The sequence below is a fragment of the Lentibacillus sp. genome (genome assembly GCF_035301925.1).
In the GTDB taxonomy this organism is placed as follows: domain Bacteria; phylum Bacillota; class Bacilli; order Bacillales; family Amphibacillaceae; genus Lentibacillus.
Genome location: NZ_DATGTI010000068.1, coordinates 1 through 18,725, shown reverse-complemented (window position 1 = coordinate 18,725; position 18,725 = coordinate 1). Strand labels below are relative to the sequence as shown.

Sequence of the window (18,725 nt, the reverse complement as noted above, 5' to 3'; positions counted from 1 at the left end):
CGCAATGTTTTATTTTTCAGAATATATCTGAGCGTGTACTGTTGTCTGTTAGTATATTTTTACACAAAAAATAATTATAATACAAAATGATTAAAAATGCTATAGTAAAATTGTAAGAACCAGCAGATATACATCAATTTTCACACGGCTGACAACTTCAGATGAATCATATACAACCAAAAAACATCCCGCCAGATGCAGAATGTTTTCAAAAGATTGGTGGTTTCAGCTGTCCTTAAATGTCCGATTTGGTTCGGGCCTGTACGAAGCAAGTCACAAAGGCGTTACAACAGGAGAAGGAATCCCCGATTCGGTTCAACTAGCATTCAGTGGGGAAAAACGCCCCACTGAATGCAGTTTCACTTTATCATGCGCATGATGGTGTTTGCTGTTTCTTCAACTGCTTTATGGGATACGTCGACTACGCGGCATCCGATTTTTTCTACGACTTCATCGAAATATTGCAGTTCCTGCTGAATCCGTTCCATATTGGCATACGTTGCCTGGTCACCTAATCCGAGTGCTTTGAGCCGTTCTTTTCGAATGTCATTTAATTTCGCAGCACTTATCCGTAATCCAATGCACTTATCGGGATTGATGTCAAACAACTCTTCAGGAGGATCAACTTCCGGTACGATTGGAACATTGGCAACCTTCAGCCGTTTGTGGGCTAAGTACTGTGATAATGGCGTCTTGGAGGTACGCGAAACGCCAATCAAAATAATATCGGCACGTGCAATTCCACGCGGATCCCTGCCATCGTTATATTTTACGGCGAATTCAATTGCTTCCACACGCTTGAAATAATCCTCATCCAATTGATGAACCAGCCCGGGCTCCAAACGGGGATCACTATTAAAAGAGCGTTTCATGGCATCCATCATCGGCCCCATAATATCGATTGCCTCTATATTCATGGCATTTGCCTGTTCATTGACATATGACCGAAGCTCAGGATCCACCAGTGTAAAACCAATAACCCCTTCTTTTTCCGCCGCCAGCTGCAATGTTTCATCAATCGTCTCTTTATCCTCCACATATGGCACTCGCTGAATTTTATATTCCCCATTATTGAATTGGCTTAACCCCGCTTTGATTACTAACTCCGCCGTTTCACCCACTGAGTCGGAGAGAACGTAAACAAGTGGTTTATCGTGCATGGTTAATGCCCTCCCTTATAATCGCTTATCCGTAATCAGTTCAACGAATACTTTTGTAATGGTTGTTTTTGTAATACGCCCGACAATCTCAAAACCTTTTTCTGATTCTTTCAGGACCGGTAAGCCATCAATTTGTTTATCAATCAGTTTTTTAGCCGCATCAATCAGCAGATCGTTCCGGTAGCAGACTGTAATGTTAGGCATTCTCGTCATGATAATATGTACCGGAATGGCATCTAAATCCTGATTTCCGATACTTGCCCGCAATAAATCTTTCCGTGATAAAACACCGGTTAACACCGAATGCTGATCGACAACAAACAACGTCCCTACATCTTCAAGAAACATCGTGGAAATGGCGTCATATACAGATGCATCCTCTTTTACGACAATTGGTACAGACTGATATTCATACACCTTATACTTTTTAATCTTCTCAGTCAGCAATTCCGTTCCTGTCTTGCCTGTATAAAAATAACCAACCCGCGGTCTGGCCTCAAGGAAACCTGCCATTGTCAAAATGGCTAAATCCGGACGTAATGTCGCCCTTGTTAAGTTCAATTGCTCGGCAATATTTTCACCGGTTATCGGTCCATTTTCTTTCACGATTTCAATAATTTGTTCTTGTCTATTCGATAATTCCACTTTTTCACCACCTGCTTGCTTGTCAAATGTGTCATACTGTTTCCCAATATTATACACGCTTCACAGTGAAAAAGGAAATAATGCCATCCTAAAAATGCTGTTTCCACTCAATTGCCGACAAATCTGCGTAATCATATATTGAAGCTGCAATATGATTAATCAGTGCCAGCCGGTTATGGCGAATGGATGCATCATCAGCCATCACCATATTATGATCAAAGAATTCATGAATAGGCTGCGAAAGTTTTCCTAACTGACGTAATGCTTCCCCGGCTGCCTGTTTTTTATTTGCACGGTCATAACTTTTCTTAACGGTCAAATAAGTTTCATACAGTTTTTCTTCAGAATCTGTTTCAAAAACGGACCGACTGACTGTCGTTTGATCAGTTTTACCAGCAAGGTTCAATACCCGGACAAGGGCCTCCTGTACCGGCTTGAATTCTGGATTATTCCGCTCTTGTGATAAGTTTTCAGCTTTTGCCACCATATATGGAATCACACCAATTCCGTTATATAGCACAGCCTGAATAACATCCGCTTCAATCGCTGACTCCTTCAACAGATATGTGAAACGGTGACTGAAAAATTGCTCGATTTCTGCTCTTGCCTTTTCTTTCTCCGCTGATTCAAGATCCAAATTGCCATACTGCTGTTCCGCCAATCTGATTAACGAGTCAACGGTTATATGCCAGTTGTATGTTTTAAGTATTTTTAAAACACCGGTTGCCTGTCTCCTCAGCCCATAAGGATCCTGGGAACCGCTTGGGATCAACCCCGTCGCAATACATCCGACAATCGTATCCAGTTTATCCGCAACACTGACGATCGCACCTTCAGCAGTCTCCGGCAATTGCCCATCTGCCTGAACAGGCATATAGTGTTCTGCAACAGCCCGAGCAACGGCTTGTTTCTCTCCTGCATTGCGTGCATACGTTTCACCGATGATCCCTTGCAGGTTTGTAAATTCATTGACCATGTTTGTCGGCAAATCAAACTTGCATATTTCAGCTGCTCTAACCGTATTTCGCTGGGTTTCTTGATCAAGGTCGAGCCATTGTGAAAGTTCTTGTGTTATGGCTGTGATCCGTCTGACTTTATCCCCAATTGTTCCAAGTTTTTCCTGAAATACAATCCGTTCCAGTTTTTCCAAATAATAATCAATTGACTGTTTCTGATCCTCTTCAAAAAAGAACTGTGCATCCGATAACCTTGCCCGCAGCACTTTTTCATTTCCCCTGACAACCGTTCCAAGTGCGTAATCGTCCCCGTTTCGCACACCGACAAAGTATGGGAGTAATTCACCATTCTTTGATTTGACAGGGAAATAACGCTGATGTTCTTTCATTGACGTTATCAGGACATCAGGCGGCAACTTCAGATAGGATTGATCAAATGAACCGACAAAAACGGTTGGATATTCAACAAGGTTGCACACTTCCTGCAGCAATGGTTCATCTTCCGGAATTTTAAAGCCGTACGCAGTTTCAGCTCTTTCAAGGCCATCCTTAATTATTTGCCTGCGTTTTTCCGAATTGACAATGACATACTCATTTTCCAGGGTGTGTTCATAATCGGCCGGTACCGTTAACGTCACCATTTCCCCTAAAAAACGATGACCATAAGTCAGGTTGTCACTTTTGACACCGGCAACTTCAAATGGAATAACTTCGTTGCCGAATAACGCCGCAATCCACCGGACAGGACGTGCATAACGCAATGACTGTTCAGCCCAGCGCATGTTTTTCGGAAATTGAATGGACGTCACAATGTCACCGAACGCCGGCAATAATTCATGCGTCGATTTGCCAATGATCTGCTTTTTGACAAAAATATACGTCTTACCTTTGACATCTTTCGTATAAATATCATCGACGGTTTTTCCCTGTCCTTTTGTGAAGCCGGCTGCCGCCTTTGTCCAATTCCCATCCTCATCTTGTGCGATTGTTAATGCCGGTCCTTTTACTTCTTCCTCCAATGACGTCTGTTCTTCGGCAGCGTCTTTGACGAGTACCGCCAGTCTTCTAGGCGTTGAAAAAGATTCAATGGAACTGAACGAAATACGCGAATTATTAAACCAGTCTTTTGTTTTATTCAGCAGCTGTTTTTCTGCGTCATTCACAAATCGTGCTGGAAGTTCTTCAAGTCCAATCTCCACTAATATATCTTTCGCCATTATTCTGCCTCCTTCTTCAGCATTGGAAAACCTAACCGTTCCCTTTCCGCTACATATGCTTTGGAAATACGTCTGGCCAGGCTGCGGATCCTGGAAATATACCCTGTCCGTTCAGTTACTGAAATAACGCCTTTTGCATCAAGCAAATTAAACGTATGAGAGCATTTTAGTACATAATCATATGCCGGAAAGACCAGTCCTTTTTCCATTGTGATCCTTGCTTCGTTCTCATACATCGTGAATAGCTGAAAGAGCATATCTATGTCAGATTCCTCAAACGTATATTTGGAATGTTCATATTCCGGCTGAAAAAAAATATCATTTACGCTGACACCATCTGTCCACTCCAAATCAAAGACGTTTTCTTTATCCTGAATATAGGATGCCAGTCGTTCAATGCCATACGTCAGCTCAACTGATACGGGACTCGCTTCAAGCCCGCCGATTTGCTGAAAATAGGTAAATTGGGTAATCTCCATGCCATCCAGCCATACTTCCCATCCCAGTCCAGCAGCACCAAGGGTCGGATTTTCCCAATTATCCTCGACAAAGCGGATATCATGCTCCAGTGGATTAATGCCCAGTGCTTTCAATGAATCCAAGTACAAATCCTGGATATTATCCGGTGATGGTTTCATGATGACTTGAAATTGATGGTGCTGGTACAGACGGTTCGGATTCTGACCGTATCTGCCATCAGCAGGACGCCGTGATGGTTCAACATATGCCACATTCCATGGTTCCGGGCCAAGACTTCTGAGCAGCGTCATTGGCGACATGGTTCCTGCCCCTTTTTCCACATCATACGCCTGCATTAGGATACAATTTTGATCTGACCAATGTTTTTGCAGTGTTAAAATCATTTCCTGAATTGTCATGATTACAACATCCTCCATTCCAAACTTTTGAGGGATCTGAACCGTCAATTCCCCGAAATCGAAGAAAAGATTACAGAGCCTTAAGATACTCAGGTTTAGTCACGTCTTATAATGAGTACTGAAGTTTTTTCCTTAGAATGCTTTGAGCGTTGGAAACAAAAACCCCCGTCCCTATGTCAGACTGACCGACATAGGGACGGGGGTTAATCCGCGGTTCCACCCTATTTGCTCTCTTTTCACTAGAGCCGCTTTATCATCATTGTTCAGGAGCGCCATTCCTTATACCCCGTTATCCGGCTTCCACCATCCCGGACTCGCTCGAAACAGGGGTAATAAGTACTCCTCTCCATCGTCACAATGCTTGAATCTGTTAAAATTATGTACAGAAATATTACGACATAGCTCCTTTATTGTCAAGGAAATAATCTACTCCAGCTTATCCAATTGCTTCAGAAATCGCTTCGATTTGAGATAGTATCCTCCGTATTGATCGTAATAGGCATCCAAAATATCACGCAGCAACTTTTTGTTTCCTGGTTTTACCGATATGGTGCCAACCCGCTCCAATTCAACTTCAGAAAATACATGGAACAAACGGGCAAGGTTATTCGGCAGCGCAATTGAATTCGGGTCTATATGTTTACACTCTGGACAAAGCAAACCGCCTTCTGCTATTGAAAAAGCAAAGGGTTCGTTTTTGCTGCCGCAATTTACACATTTGTCAACGGTCGGTGCAAAACCGCCTTTCTTAAACAGTTTTAATTCATACATCATGATTGGGATATCAGCATCTTCATGTTCGGCTATCCAATTCAATGTCTGGTAGAGCTGATTAAAAACATATTGGTCAGGCGAATGGGAGTCTGTCAGCTTATCAGTCATCTCAACGATATAGGATGCATATGCTGTTTTGATAATATCTTCCCTGATACGGCGCAGTGAATCAATAACATCACCTTGCTGTATGGTGCTCAGTCCGGAATTCAGATAGACAAAATAATCTCCAAAGATGAATGGCTGCGTTACTGCAGCCATTCTGCTTTTTGGTTTTTTTGCACCTTTGGCTATTGCAGAAATTTTTCCTGCTTTATTACTGAATATCGTAACAATTTTGTGCGATTCACCATAATCCTGTGTTTTCATGACAATACCCTGCATTTTTTCGAGCAAACAGTATCACCTTCTTGATGATTGACTATGATTTTGTGTTCAGGGAAGTCCTCTTATCATTCTGTCGATTATTGTTTTGTTCAATTGATTCCCTTTTTTCCAGTTCTTTAAATAACAAATAGGTTTCAATGTTCCCTGTTTGACTGAATAATTTCCAGGTAAAGTCGATCACAAGAAACCCCGCCTTTCATAATGTGTTCACTATTAGATTTTCCATAGGCGCTGAATCAATGAGTTTTAAAATTTACCATGTTTAATATTCATCACTCCGGAAACCGAATTCATGAAGCTGAGACTGCCTGTTGCGCCAATCTTCCCGGACTTTTACCCAAAGATCAAGATAAACCTTGGAACCGAGCAGTGCTTCAATATCGCTTCGGGCTTTTTTGCCGATATTTTTCAGCATCGTGCCTTGTTTGCCAATTATAATCCCTTTTTGTGTATGACGTTCGGTCACGATCGTTGCCTGGATAAAAACAGTATTTGATGGTCTTTCTTCCATATTCTCAAGCACGACTGCAATTGAGTGGGGCACTTCTTCCCTGGTAAATGCCAGCACCTTTTCACGTATCAATTCACTGATAATGAACCGCTCGGGTTGATCGGTCACATGATCTTCAGGATAGTATTGCGGTCCTTCTGGAATATGCTTTTTCAATTCATCGACCAAATGGGTCAGATTACTCCCTTGCAGTGCAGAAATAGGGATTATTTCCTCAAAATCGCATTTATCCTTGTAATGATCAATCAGAGGCAATAATGCGTCGGGATGTACCAAGTCAATTTTATTGATGACTAAAAAAACCGGTCGCTTGACTTGCTGCAGACGATCCAATATGTATTGATCCCCTTTGCCATAACCTTCTTTGGCATTGACCATAAACAGCACGGCATCCACTTCATTTAAAGTATTTTCCGCTACCTTGACCATGAAATCACCCAAACGGTGCTTTGGTTTATGAATGCCGGGTGTATCGATGAATACAAGTTGTGTATCATCCGTCGTAAGCACACCTTGTATTCGATTTCGTGTTGTTTGTGCTTTATCACTCATGATGGCTATTTTTTGTCCGATCATCTTATTCATAAAGGTTGATTTACCGACATTTGGCCTGCCAATAATGGCAATAAAGCCTGATTTGAAATTGTCTGCCATGTTGTATCCTCCGAGATGTGATTTAACTTATGATTTCTAGTGATATTTTTTATCATACTATAAAATCAAGCAGGTTTCATTCGATTGGACAAAACCTTTGAAAAGAACTGTTTTTCCAACATAACGTGACAAAAAACGTTTTGTATAACCATTAAAGTAATGAATCGAATTCAGGAATAAAAACGATCAGTCCGATAACAGCAGCAATGATTGCAGATACCAGGACAGCACCTGCTGCAATATCCTTGATCATTTTTGCAGACGGATGTATATCCGGTTTTAAATAATCCAGCATTTTTTCAATCGCGGTATTCAGCATTTCAGTGATTAAAACTAATCCGATCGCAAATATGATCATTAACCACTTTATAATCGCTAAACGGAATACGAGACCAGCCAGTATGACACCGAAAGCTATCACAAGATGGATCCTGAAATTTCTTTCTGTCCTGATAACTGACTTGAGGCCGTTACATGCATGTGTAAAACCAAACAATGACTTGCCTTGTTTATCGTCCAATGCCAAATTCACCTAATATAGCTTCCTGTTTCCCGAACATTTCTGCTTCGTCTGTCTGATTCATATGATCGTAACCGAGGAGATGAAGAAAGCCATGAACAGTCAGAAAGCTTAATTCCCTTTCCAAAGAATGACCAAATTCTTCCGCTTGTTCTTTCGCCTTATCAACAGAAATGACAATGTCACCCAGAACGAGCGGAAGGTCTTCACCGACAATATCCATCTCGTTACTCACTTTTTCCTGCATCGCAAACGAGATGACATCGGTTGGTCTGTCTTGCTGGCGATAGTTCCGATTAATTTCTTTGATTTCCTGATTACTTACAAATGTTACTGAAAGTTCGGCCTGACTGGCAACTGTTTCTTTTTCTGCCGTAAACATAAGCAGACGCTGCAGCAAATCAATGTAATCGGCAGGTACAGATTTTGTCTGATCATGAAAATCAATATGCATTATTTAGCCTCCTTGATAGGATATTGAATTCTGGAATGAAAGAACCCTTTCAATGTTTCACAAATGGTCCGATGCACTTCATCCAGTTCTTTTAATGTAAGCGGACATTCATTCAATTGCCCATCCATTAGACGATCGTTTACAATTGATGCGACAATCTCCTCAATTTTATCCTCTGTGGGTTCCGTTAACGATCTGACAGCTGCCTCTACAGAATCACAAATACAAATGAGAGCCGCCTCCTTTGTCTGCGGTTTTGGTCCAGGATACCTGAAAGCTTCTTCTTTAGTAAGTTTATTTTTTTCCCGTTCTTTATGATAAAAATATTTGAGCAGTGTTGTGCCGTGATGCTGCATGGCAATATCAACAATCTCTTTTGGCATTTTATGGTCTTTTAAGATCCTGGCTCCATCGTACGGATGGCTGATAATAATGTCTGCACTCTGATAGGGATCCAAAACATCGTGCGGGTTTTTGATGGCCATCTGATTTTCAATAAAGTAGTGCGGTGCGATACTTTTTCCAACATCATGATAATAAGCCCCAACCCGTGCCAGCAGTCCATTTGCCCCAATTGCTTCACATGCTGTTTCACTAAGGTTCGCCACCATTACCGAATGATGATATGTCCCGGGCGCTTCAGTCAGTATTTTCCGGAGCAAAGGGTGATTGGGTTTTGCAAGTGAGAGCAATTTATAATCTGATAGTATTCCCAATCCGGTCTCAAAAAACGGTAAGAGGCCAATTGTCAGTACCACCGATAAAAATGCTGCAATCACGCCATAACCTGACGGCTGTAAGAAGTCTGTCCAGGCATATTTTTCAATGGAGAGGAATAAAAATAGCAGTATAGTTATAATATTAATGACAGCCATCCCGAAACCCGCTTTTAAGACAGCAAGACGATCCTTTACATTGCCAATAAAAATGATTCCGGCAATCTGTGAAAACAGGAAATAAAGACCTGCTTCGACATTGAGCGAACCGGGGATCTGCCCATTAAAAATGATACTTCCCAGAATCGCATAAACAATAGACAGCACAACCGCAAGCCTCTCATCAAGCAATTGCTTCACCAGCAGAGCTCCCACAGCCACCGGTACAGCAAAAAATAACTGGTTGACAGAGGTTGTATACAGACTGGCGATTTTCATAAGTGCCATAACAATCAAACTGATAAAAAATATGGCAGCCAGTTTCTTTTTGTCCAGCCCATCATGTTTAGCCAGAATATTCAGCTCATAAATAAGGACAATCATGATGAGAAATATCAGAAGCGCTAACCCAATAACGGGAAACATATTCAGCTGATTATCCAAAACACCAACAAGTTCCAATTCCTCATAAATTTCGTTTGTAATGGTCTCCCCTTCCCTGACAATCACTTCACCTGCCCGGATAACAACAGGATCTATATTGTTGGCCGCCTCTTTACGGGCTTCTGCTGTTTTTTCAGCATCGAAAAAAGAATTTTCGGCCACCGCAAATTCAGCCAACCCGGTCAATGCTGTTTTCATCTCTTGACTCAAATCTGTAAATTGAATACTTTGATTCACGTCAGATTGTGCACGCTGAATATTTTCAGCCCTGATTCCATCTTCCATCACATTATTCACGGAACTGACAAGCAGTTCCCTAGCCCTCTCGAGTTCCTCAGGCTCAGCATTCAACAGTTCGTTCAATACACCATCGTTGATAGATTCTGTTATTTCCGGCGATAACAACTGCTTTAACCGGTCTAACTTATTCCGGGGTTCTGCTTTGTCATTTGTATTTTCGTTTGCGGGTTCCGGTTCATGATGCTGATTTCCAGTCTGATTCAACATTGTGACGGCATCAAACACTTCTTCAATATACGCAATACGTTCTTCGGTTATTTCACTGGAAATATTAAACCGATCTTCAACAGATTGAACAGCCTTCCTGGTTTTCCGCTCAGTTTCCTGTTCATTTTCGAGTGTCACGGGAGAACGGATTGTTTCATTAGCACTTGTGAACCGTTCAATATCGTATGTTTCACTCAAAACATTCGGGACGGTAACAAGGAAAACGAGAATACCAAAAAGCATGACCGTTAACAATATCATCATCCATTTGGTCCATATCGTTTTGATAAATGAGGCGATGTGATGAAGCCATTTCATTATGATCCCTCCCGCAACCGTAGACTAATATAGAAATAAGACCCGCTGTTCTCGGGGTCTTACACTTTCCTGTCCTTCACGTTGCTTTTTCATAGGCGCTAATGATCTTCTGTACTAACGGGTGCCGTACGACATCTGTTTCATTTAAGTGAATAAATGAAATACCATCCACATGTTTTAAAATCCGGCTCGCCACTTGCAACCCTGATTCTGAACCATTAGGCAGATCAATCTGGGTTATGTCACCATTAATAACCATTTTTGATCCAAATCCCAGCCGCGTTAAAAACATTTTCATTTGTTCAGGTGTGGTATTCTGGGCCTCATCCAAAATAACAAAAGCATCATCAAGTGTCCGTCCGCGCATATAGGCCAATGGTGCGATCTCAATTGTGTCACGCTCGATCAGCCTCAAGGTATGTTCGCTGCCAAACACATCATGCAATGCATCGTATAAAGGCCGTAAATACGGATCCACTTTTTCTTTTAAATCGCCGGGAAGGAATCCTAAACTTTCCCCGGCTTCGACTGCAGGACGGGTTAAAATGATTCGTTTGACTTCTCCGGTTTTCAGGGCATGCACTGCCATCACAACAGCAAGATATGTTTTACCGGTGCCAGCCGGGCCAATACCAAAGACAAGATCATCAGACTTGATGGCATCAATATAACACTTCTGTCCTAAGGTCTGGACACGAATCGGTTTTCCTTTTGCATTCTTGGTTATCTCATCCTCAAAGAGGGTTTCAAATTGGTTAATCTTCCCTTTTTCAGCCAAGTCAACCGCATAGACAACATCTCGCTCGGTAAGATCCAATCCCTTTCTAACAACCGATAATAAGGTCAACAGGATTTCTTCTGCCAATGCTATGCTTTTGTTACTGCCTGAAACACTTACTTGTTCGCCTCTGGTGACAATTGAAACATTCAGCAGCTCCTCAATCTGTTTTAAATATTTATCATTTGTTCCAAATAAAGCCAAGGCTTCATTTGGTCCTTCAAGCTGTAACTCGATTGTTTTCAAGTTATTCGGCATAATCAATCTCCTTGGTCTATTGGTTCCTGTTTAACAATATTTTCTTCAACAGCTATATATAAGATTAATTTAACTTTACCATTCTCGGTAGTTTCTTGCAAAATATTTTCAGAAATTATATCTGCTTCAGGGCCCAGCCTTAACTGGAGTTCTTTTTTTGCCTGCCTGATTCCAATATCAACCGCTTCCGGCTTGCTTCGTTTCGTTTCCTGATAGCGCTTTTCCCTTAAAGTCGTTTCCATTAACGTTATCGGCAGTTTCCAGTTGAACAAATAAAGATCTTTTTCATAACGTTCGCGATGGATTTCACTGTACTCTGGTTCACCAAATCCCCAAACAGGAAATTCGAGGCCACCGATTTTTAAATGATATTTCGTTTCTGTATTGCCGGTCACATGCTCATGATTGGCTTTAAGTGGTATCGTAACTTCAGTTTCATACCACGTTTTCGCAGTAACTTCCCCTTCTGCAGCAATCAATTTGTACGTTTCGTCCTTTTTTTCATCATCCTCGTCACCTTCATTTTCGTTTGAAAATTGGATTTTGCCCGAAACAAGGACATCTCCGGGCTCGACAAAATCATTCACTTGTACCCTGGGTTGGCCCTTGGAAACATACATGTTTTCGATCACACCTTTTTTGGCTGCGACAAGGTTTCTTGGACCTTCAACTTCCTCCTCTTCGACGATTGTTTTCTCCACACCTTCCAGCACAAAGCTTGTCCCGTTTTGCTGAATGCCCACCCATAATAACTCGGGTATATCATTTATTAATCGCTGCTGAATGTCACTTGGTGAATCCAGGGTGAAAGCCCATGTACCCTGATGGATGCCATATTCTGTCAGCTGGTCACTTATTTTCTTTTCAATATCTTTTGGGACACCCGTTATTCTGACTTCCCAAATAATATTCGACAAGAAAAATATGAGCAGGATACTTAATAAAAGACCTGCAAGCAGTTCCCTCTTTCGAATGAAATGTCTGATCAGAAAAGGAAAGCCGCGTTTATTTGTAAACGTTAACTTGTAGTCAGTCCCGCGTCGTATCTTTTTTAAGTTAGAATAATCCTTTAATTTAATATTGCCGGCACAGACAGTTTCTGATTTTTTCTCGACGTTCCAAACGAGAATGTCCTGTTCGATACATTTTTGAAAAAATAATTCAGGCTGCCTGCCTTTTACTAAAACAGTTATATACCCTGTCACTGAAGAACCCTGTATATGTTTCATTTCTTCCTCCTAATATCGGATTAGTCTGGGATAAAGTGAAACTCATTCAACAGGGCGTTCTTCCCTGTTGAATGTTAGTTGAACCGAATCGGACATTTAGGGGCAGTTAGCCGCCGTCCTTTGGCGGATTACTGTCCGTTATATGTGGGATAAAGTGAAACTTCATTCAACAGGGCGTTCTTCCCTGTTGATGTTAGTTGAACCGAATCGGACATTTAGGGACAGTTAGCCGCCGTCTTTTGGCGGATTACTGTCCGTTATATGTGGGACAAATTTCACTTCGTCGATTGTCCCTTCCAATAAGATTTCTTCAGGCAACATCATTTTCAATACAAAAGAAGACCCTTTGATCTGAATATAGCCCTTATTTGATTTAAGTCTCAGTTCTGAATCGGAATAAACCATTAAACCTTGATGATTCTCAATATAGACGTGAAGCTGACCAATCATCGTAACCCTTGGTAACTCCATCATGACATCTGAAGGAAGTGAAAATGACTTTGCCAGCCATGGCCTGATCCGCTGTTGCCATTTCTTCACTGATGAGGCCCCCTCTCACAATATGATTATGAATTTAAAGGCAGGATAAGAACAAAAAAGAACCAATACCAGGCAGTTTCCAGCTTGCCTGATATTGGTTCATGATTATTATTTTATTTTTTTCGCTGCGCAACAATATTACGATAGGGTCTGACTGCTCTTGGCTGTCCCAACACCTCAGACATGATAATGCCATTGATTAAACCAGTTCGGGTTAAATTATTGTTCATGCGTTTTTTTAGTCTCCGTTCTTCAGACGATAAATTGCTTCCTGGCTTTCGAGTATGATGATGGCTGATTGCGTCATGTTCCGACTGTGTATCCCGGTATTCCATCGTGTTCATCCGTTCAGCCAGCTGTTTGCGCTGTTCATACTGCTGTTCTTCTATCGAATCTGCAGGTATCGTCGTCTGTGACCTGGATTCATCTTGTGTGTTCTGCGCGCTGCTGCGGCTTCCTCCACCGCCGGAGGGTGTTGGTGTTGGTCTTGGCGAATTGTTTCTTCGTTTGGGTATTGGTGTATCGGTATCCTCGCTATCCTTGAAAAAACTTGAAACCGCTGCGATGATGCCAAGAATAACTAAAATAACTTCCATCATAACCCTCCTTGGTCAAAAACTGACACATTACTGGTTATTATTGTCATCATTTTCTTCATCATCCTGTGTCAGTTTCCCGATTGTATCGCGCATATCTGTATCAGCATCAATGTTTTTATAATTCATGTAATCCATGACACCCATATTGCCTGAACGTAATGCTTCGGCGAGTGCACGTGGTACATCAGCTTCTGCTTCCACAACTTTTGCACGCATTTCTTCAACACGGGCAACCATTTCTTGCTCTTGTGCCACAGCCATCGCACGTCTTTCTTCAGCTTTGGCCTGCGCGATATTTTTATCAGCTTCAGCCTGGTCTGTCTGCAAGATGGCACCGATGTTTTTGCCGATATCCACATCAGCAATATCAATCGACAGTATTTCAAACGCTGTCCCCGAGTCCAAACCTTTTCCTAACACATTGTGCGAGATAGAATCAGGATTTTCCAAAACAGCAGTATGGGCTTCCGAACTGCCGATTGTACTGACGACCCCTTCACCGACACGGGCAATGACCGTATCTTCTCCGGCACCACCGACAAGCCGGTCAATATTGGCCCGCACTGTAATCCGCGCCTTTGCTTTCACTTCGATTCCATCCATTGCAATCCCAGCAATAAACGGTGTCTCAATAACTTTAGGATTAACACTCATTCCCACAGCATCCAATACATCACGGCCGGCCAGATCAATGGCAGCTGTCCGTTCAAATGACAGTTCGATATTAGCACGGTGGGCAGCAATCAGCGCATTGACCACCCGATCAACATTACCACCCGCAAGGTAATGGCTCTCCAACTGATTCGTTGAAACGTCCAATCCCGCTTTATGTGCTTTGATCAATGGATTAATTACTCTTGACGGTACAACCCGACGCAAACGCATCCCGACAAGTGTAAATATGCCAACTTTTACTCCCGCTGCCAGAGCACTGATCCACAGCATCACTGGAATAAACGTAAATAATACCGCAAGAACAATCAAAATGATCGCGATTATAATAATCGGCATCAGTTGTTCAATCCCCATGCAAATTCCTCCTATTTTTCATATGTTATACTTCTCTTACAACGATTCGAACACCTTCCACTTTGACCACTCTAACCTTTCTATCTTTTTCAATGAATCCACCCTCTGATACAACATCCAGTCGTTCGTCGCCAAACAATGCACTGCCTGATGGGCGCAGAGGGGTCAGTGTTCTGCCCTCCAGACCAATTAATTCCAAACGATTTTCATAAGAGACATAACCCAGTTCCGATGACGTCTGATCGGTTAATACCATACGGCGGAAGAATCCTTTATCCCCTCCCATCGTCTTAAACAGGATAACAGCAGCAATAATCGTCACGATCAATGCGATACTGATACTCATGGCCATGTGTCCTATATCCTGGCCGGACATAACCAATGACCCAATAATCGCAGCAACACCTATTAAACCTGCAATGCCTCCGGGTAAAAATAGCTCTGCGATAATTAAGCCAACACCTAAAATCAGCAATATGACGGCCTCCATCCCAGCAAGTCCGGCAACCACATGCCCAAAAAAGAACAGAATTAATGCCAATACTCCCATAATACCAGGAATGCCAAAACCTGGAGAGAACAATTCAACGACCAAACCTATGCTGGCAATCGACAATAGAATTGGTACTATAACAGGGTTGGTAATAAACCGTGCTAGTTGCTCAGAAATGGTCAATTCCTTTTCCACGACAGTTGCATTATCCAGTCCCAACGCTTCCAGAACCTCAGTACGGTCCTCTGCAGTACCGTTTGAATAACCGACTTCTTTAGCAGAACTAGGTCCTAATGTCAGGTACTTGCCTTCTTCAGCAGCATATTCCGGAAGATCAATGCTTGGATCGGCCATTGCCGCTGCGTAAAGGGGATCTCTTCCTTTTGACTCTGCTGCGCTTCTCATCGCTGACAGCCATGCTGATTGGGCTTTCTTATCTGCAGCAGTCCCATCCTGGTTAATAACGCCACTTGCTCCCATAGTGGCTTGAGGCTTCATGTAAATATTATCCGTATTTAATGCAATATAGGAGCCTGCAGATAATGCCCGATTGACAATGAAAGATGTCGTTTCCAATTCCAAATTTTGCAATAACTCACCAATTTGTTCAGCAGCATCTACAGCGCCACCCGGGGTATCAATTTCGAAAATAATGTGATCTGCACCTTCTTCTACAGCCTCTTCCGTCGTACGGGAAAGGAATGCTTCAAGTCCTTTTTCCACTTCGTTCTCAATCGGGATAACATAAACCAGTTTCCCGCTGCCGTTATCTTCAGCATGAGCAGAAGAAACCAGATTGAACAAGGAACATATCACAACAACCAGCAATATAAACAGTCTGAGCGGCCTGCGTCTGCCATCATACAAACGAATTCCCCCTCTCTAATGAACCCGGCAATTATTCCTACGTTTTGTATGTATCAATGGTTTCAATATATGTATGATAAGTAAATCGTAACATAACTGACAGGAAAATTGGTAGCCACTGATAAACTTATGCAAAAAGGTCTTGCCGAAAATGGCAAGACCTTTAAAAATTAATTCAAGTGTTTTTGAACGAGTTTATTAATCTGTGCGCCATCTGCCTGACCTTTGACTTTCGGCATGATTGTACTCATCACTTTGCCCATATCTTTTTTGGAAGTCGCATTGACTTCCCGGATAGTGGCCTTCACAATCTCCTCCAGCTCTTCTTCTGACAGCTGCTGGGGCATGTAAGCCTTGATAACATTTATTTCGATTTCAAGTTTGTCAACAAGATCATCGCGTTCAGCCGATTTAAACTCTTGGAGGGAATCCTTCCTTTGCTTCATTTCTCTTGAAAGTACTGTTAATTCCTCGTCTTCTGACAGATTTTTATTGCCGAGTTTAATTGACTCGTTTTGTAAGGAAGCTTTTAACATACGTATAACCGCAAGTCTATCTTTTTCCTTGTTCTTCATAGCCTGCTTCATATCCTGGTTCAGCTGTTCAACTAATGTCATGGACTTGCACCTTCTTTACTATCTGCGTTTTCTGGCAGCTTCAGACTTTTTCTTGCGTCGTACGCTTGGTTTTTCATAATGTTCACGCTTGCGGTATTCCTTCAATGTACCATTTTTGGATACGTTGCGTTTAAAGCGACGAAGAGCATCTTCAAGAGACTCGTTTTTACGAACGCGAGTTGTATTTGACATGCTAATTTCCCTCCCTCCGAAGCACAAAACAAAAAATAAAAGCAAAGACATGTATCAAATATATTACATGTCTTTGCTTATTATAATATAACAGGATAACCAGGTCAACTTAAATATTGTTTAATGCTAACATTTAGTCAATAATTAATCGTCGGATGTACCTGTTTCATCAGCTATGATATCGACACCGGCGCTCGCGCCAATACGTGTTGCGCCGGCCTCAATCATTGCTTTTGCCCCTTGCAGATCACGGACACCGCCTGAAGCCTTTATACCCATCTCGCTGCCAACTGTATCCCGCATTAACTTCACATCTTCCACTGTGGCACCGCCACCGGAAAAGCCTGTCGATGTTTTGACAAAATCAGCACCTGCTGCTTTTGCTGATTGGCATGCCCTTACTTTTTCATCATTGGTCAGCAGAGAAGTTTCAATAATCACCTTTGTCAAAGCACGCCCTTTCGCTGCTTCAACAACGGCTTCGATATCCCGCTGGACCGCCTCATCATTGCCTGACTTCAGTTCACCGATATTGATGACCATATCAACTTCTGTTGCCCCATCATCAATCGCCAGCTTCGTTTCGGATACTTTGGCCGACGTTGAGGTGGCTCCCAGTGGAAATCCGATGACGGTGCACACGTTAACATCCGTGTCTTTCAGATTGTCATAACAATATGGTACCCAATATGGATTGACACAAACAGAAGCAAAACGATGTTTACGTGCCTCGTTAACAATTTGAGCAATCTTTTCTTTCGTTGTATCCGGTTTTAACTGTGTATGGTCAATGTATTCAGCAAGATTCATAAATCGTTCACGTCCTTTTGATGTTTTCAATTTTCGCCAGTAGTATGCTGCCGGGTTTCACCAGAAAAGATGACATTTCCGGGTTGTTCGGGAATCAGGATGTCATTTCAACACTTTCATTTGGTGCATCATCCATTACCCTCACAAACGTTCCTTCATTATAAGGATAACCTGCCTGGTTAATTTTCACACGGACAATTTTACCGATTAAATCTTTCGAACCGTTAAACCGGACTTTCAAATAATTATCGGTGTAACCTTGAAGTATGTTCTCCCCAGTTTCGTTCACATGTTCTTCCGGAATGACCTCAAGCACGTCGTCTTCATAATTGGATGCATATTCTTTGGCAAGCTGATTTGACAGTTCAATCATTCTGTTAACACGTTCATTTTTAACATCATCGTCAACCTGATCCGTCATACGGGCGGCAGGTGTGCCAGTCCGCCTTGAGAACGGAAAAACATGCAGCTCTGAATAGCCGATATCTTTTACAAATTGATACGTCTCCATAAATTCTTCTTCCGTTTCACCCGGGAAACCAACAATAACATCTGATGTAATCGCAAGTCCAGGTAATGCACGGCGGATTTTCTCCACTTTCTGCTTATAATATTCCGTTGAATATTTTCTGCGCATTCGATGCAGCACACTATCAGACCCAGCCTGCAGCGGAATATGCAGATGACGGACAATTTTTTCCGATTTATCCAAAACCTCAATGACTTCATCGGTAATCTGGCTTGCTTCAATTGATGAAATACGGATCCGTTTCAGACCTTTAACCTCGGCCTCAAGCTGCCTAAGCAGTTTGGCAAAATTATAATCATTCATGTCTTCACCATAACCAGCCGTATGAATGCCGGTCAGCACAATCTCTTTATAGCCCGCATCAACCAGTTTTTGAGCCTGCTTGATGACATTTTCAGGATCCCTCGACCGGAGTAAGCCTCTCGACCAAGGAATGATACAAAATGTGCAGAAGTTATTGCAGCCTTCCTGAATTTTTAAAGAT

General features: G+C 42.2%; 20 protein-coding genes. All 20 read right to left on the bottom strand.

Translation table 11 applies throughout. From position 1 onward, the window contains the following. Window positions 1-359: 359 nt before the first annotated feature. Entirely contained in the window at window positions 360-1,160 is an 801-nt protein-coding gene (locus VK080_RS05820; protein ID WP_324223827.1) for a pyruvate, water dikinase regulatory protein, read from the bottom strand. Between the two features lie 15 nt (window positions 1,161-1,175). After that, window positions 1,176-1,805 (bottom strand): helix-turn-helix transcriptional regulator, encoded by a 630-nt coding sequence (locus tag VK080_RS05815; protein WP_324223826.1) that lies wholly within the window; start codon window positions 1,803-1,805, stop codon window positions 1,176-1,178. An 88-nt stretch (window positions 1,806-1,893) separates the two neighbouring features. After that, window positions 1,894-3,978, bottom strand: coding sequence for a glycine--tRNA ligase subunit beta (glyS, locus tag VK080_RS05810; RefSeq protein WP_324223825.1), 2,085 nt, complete (start codon window positions 3,976-3,978; stop codon window positions 1,894-1,896). Then, window positions 3,978-4,856, bottom strand: a complete 879-nt coding sequence (glyQ, locus tag VK080_RS05805) for a glycine--tRNA ligase subunit alpha (RefSeq protein ID WP_324223824.1) — start codon at window positions 4,854-4,856, stop codon at window positions 3,978-3,980. The genes glyS and glyQ overlap by 1 nt, the downstream gene beginning before the upstream one ends. 426 nt (window positions 4,857-5,282) lie before the next feature. Continuing rightward, window positions 5,283-6,026 carry a DNA repair protein RecO gene (gene recO / locus VK080_RS05800; RefSeq protein WP_324223823.1) on the bottom strand — a complete coding sequence of 248 codons (744 nt, stop codon included), beginning with the start codon at window positions 6,024-6,026 and terminating at the stop codon, window positions 5,283-5,285. A gap of 25 nt (window positions 6,027-6,051) precedes the next feature. After that, a complete protein-coding gene (locus tag VK080_RS05795; protein WP_324223822.1) occupies window positions 6,052-6,198 on the bottom strand; it encodes a YqzL family protein in 147 nt (48 codons plus the stop codon). A gap of 81 nt (window positions 6,199-6,279) precedes the next feature. Further along, window positions 6,280-7,182 (bottom strand): GTPase Era, encoded by a 903-nt coding sequence (gene era / locus VK080_RS05790; protein ID WP_324223821.1) that lies wholly within the window; start codon window positions 7,180-7,182, stop codon window positions 6,280-6,282. A gap of 151 nt (window positions 7,183-7,333) precedes the next feature. Continuing rightward, entirely contained in the window at window positions 7,334-7,714 is a 381-nt protein-coding gene (locus VK080_RS05785) for a diacylglycerol kinase family protein (protein WP_324223820.1), read from the bottom strand. After that, window positions 7,692-8,156: an rRNA maturation RNase YbeY gene (gene ybeY / locus VK080_RS05780; protein ID WP_324223819.1), complete on the bottom strand. Its 465-nt coding sequence runs from the start codon at window positions 8,154-8,156 to the stop codon at window positions 7,692-7,694. Before ybeY ends, VK080_RS05785 begins: the two co-directional genes overlap by 23 nt. Continuing rightward, window positions 8,156-10,300, bottom strand: a complete 2,145-nt coding sequence (locus VK080_RS05775; RefSeq protein ID WP_324223818.1) for an HD family phosphohydrolase — start codon at window positions 10,298-10,300, stop codon at window positions 8,156-8,158. Before VK080_RS05775 ends, ybeY begins: the two co-directional genes overlap by 1 nt. A 76-nt stretch (window positions 10,301-10,376) precedes the next feature. Further along, window positions 10,377-11,336 (bottom strand): PhoH family protein, encoded by a 960-nt coding sequence (locus VK080_RS05770; protein WP_324223817.1) that lies wholly within the window; start codon window positions 11,334-11,336, stop codon window positions 10,377-10,379. 2 nt (window positions 11,337-11,338) lie between these two features. After that, complete coding sequence (gene yqfD, locus VK080_RS05765; protein WP_324223816.1) at window positions 11,339-12,565, bottom strand: sporulation protein YqfD; 1,227 nt, start codon at window positions 12,563-12,565, stop codon at window positions 11,339-11,341. Window positions 12,566-12,790: 225 nt separating this feature from the next. Beyond that, window positions 12,791-13,105: a sporulation protein YqfC gene (gene yqfC / locus VK080_RS05760; protein ID WP_324223815.1), complete on the bottom strand. Its 315-nt coding sequence runs from the start codon at window positions 13,103-13,105 to the stop codon at window positions 12,791-12,793. A 113-nt stretch (window positions 13,106-13,218) separates the two neighbouring features. Then, a complete protein-coding gene (locus tag VK080_RS05755) occupies window positions 13,219-13,704 on the bottom strand; it encodes a hypothetical protein (protein ID WP_324223814.1) in 486 nt (161 codons plus the stop codon). 27 nt (window positions 13,705-13,731) lie between these two features. Next, window positions 13,732-14,733, bottom strand: coding sequence for a flotillin-like protein FloA (gene floA, locus VK080_RS05750; RefSeq protein ID WP_324223813.1), 1,002 nt, complete (start codon window positions 14,731-14,733; stop codon window positions 13,732-13,734). Between the two features lie 25 nt (window positions 14,734-14,758). After that, window positions 14,759-16,093 carry a nodulation protein NfeD gene (locus VK080_RS05745; RefSeq protein WP_324223812.1) on the bottom strand — a complete coding sequence of 445 codons (1,335 nt, stop codon included), beginning with the start codon at window positions 16,091-16,093 and terminating at the stop codon, window positions 14,759-14,761. Between the two features lie 170 nt (window positions 16,094-16,263). Further along, complete coding sequence (locus tag VK080_RS05740) at window positions 16,264-16,710, bottom strand: GatB/YqeY domain-containing protein (RefSeq protein WP_324223811.1); 447 nt, start codon at window positions 16,708-16,710, stop codon at window positions 16,264-16,266. Between the two features lie 18 nt (window positions 16,711-16,728). After that, window positions 16,729-16,902: a 30S ribosomal protein S21 gene (gene rpsU / locus VK080_RS05735; protein ID WP_324223810.1), complete on the bottom strand. Its 174-nt coding sequence runs from the start codon at window positions 16,900-16,902 to the stop codon at window positions 16,729-16,731. Window positions 16,903-17,046: 144 nt separating this feature from the next. Beyond that, complete coding sequence (deoC, locus tag VK080_RS05730) at window positions 17,047-17,712, bottom strand: deoxyribose-phosphate aldolase (RefSeq protein ID WP_324223809.1); 666 nt, start codon at window positions 17,710-17,712, stop codon at window positions 17,047-17,049. 94 nt (window positions 17,713-17,806) lie between these two features. Further along, window positions 17,807-18,725 (bottom strand): MiaB/RimO family radical SAM methylthiotransferase (locus tag VK080_RS05725; RefSeq protein WP_324223808.1); only part of this gene is annotated, 919 nt, incomplete at its 5' end.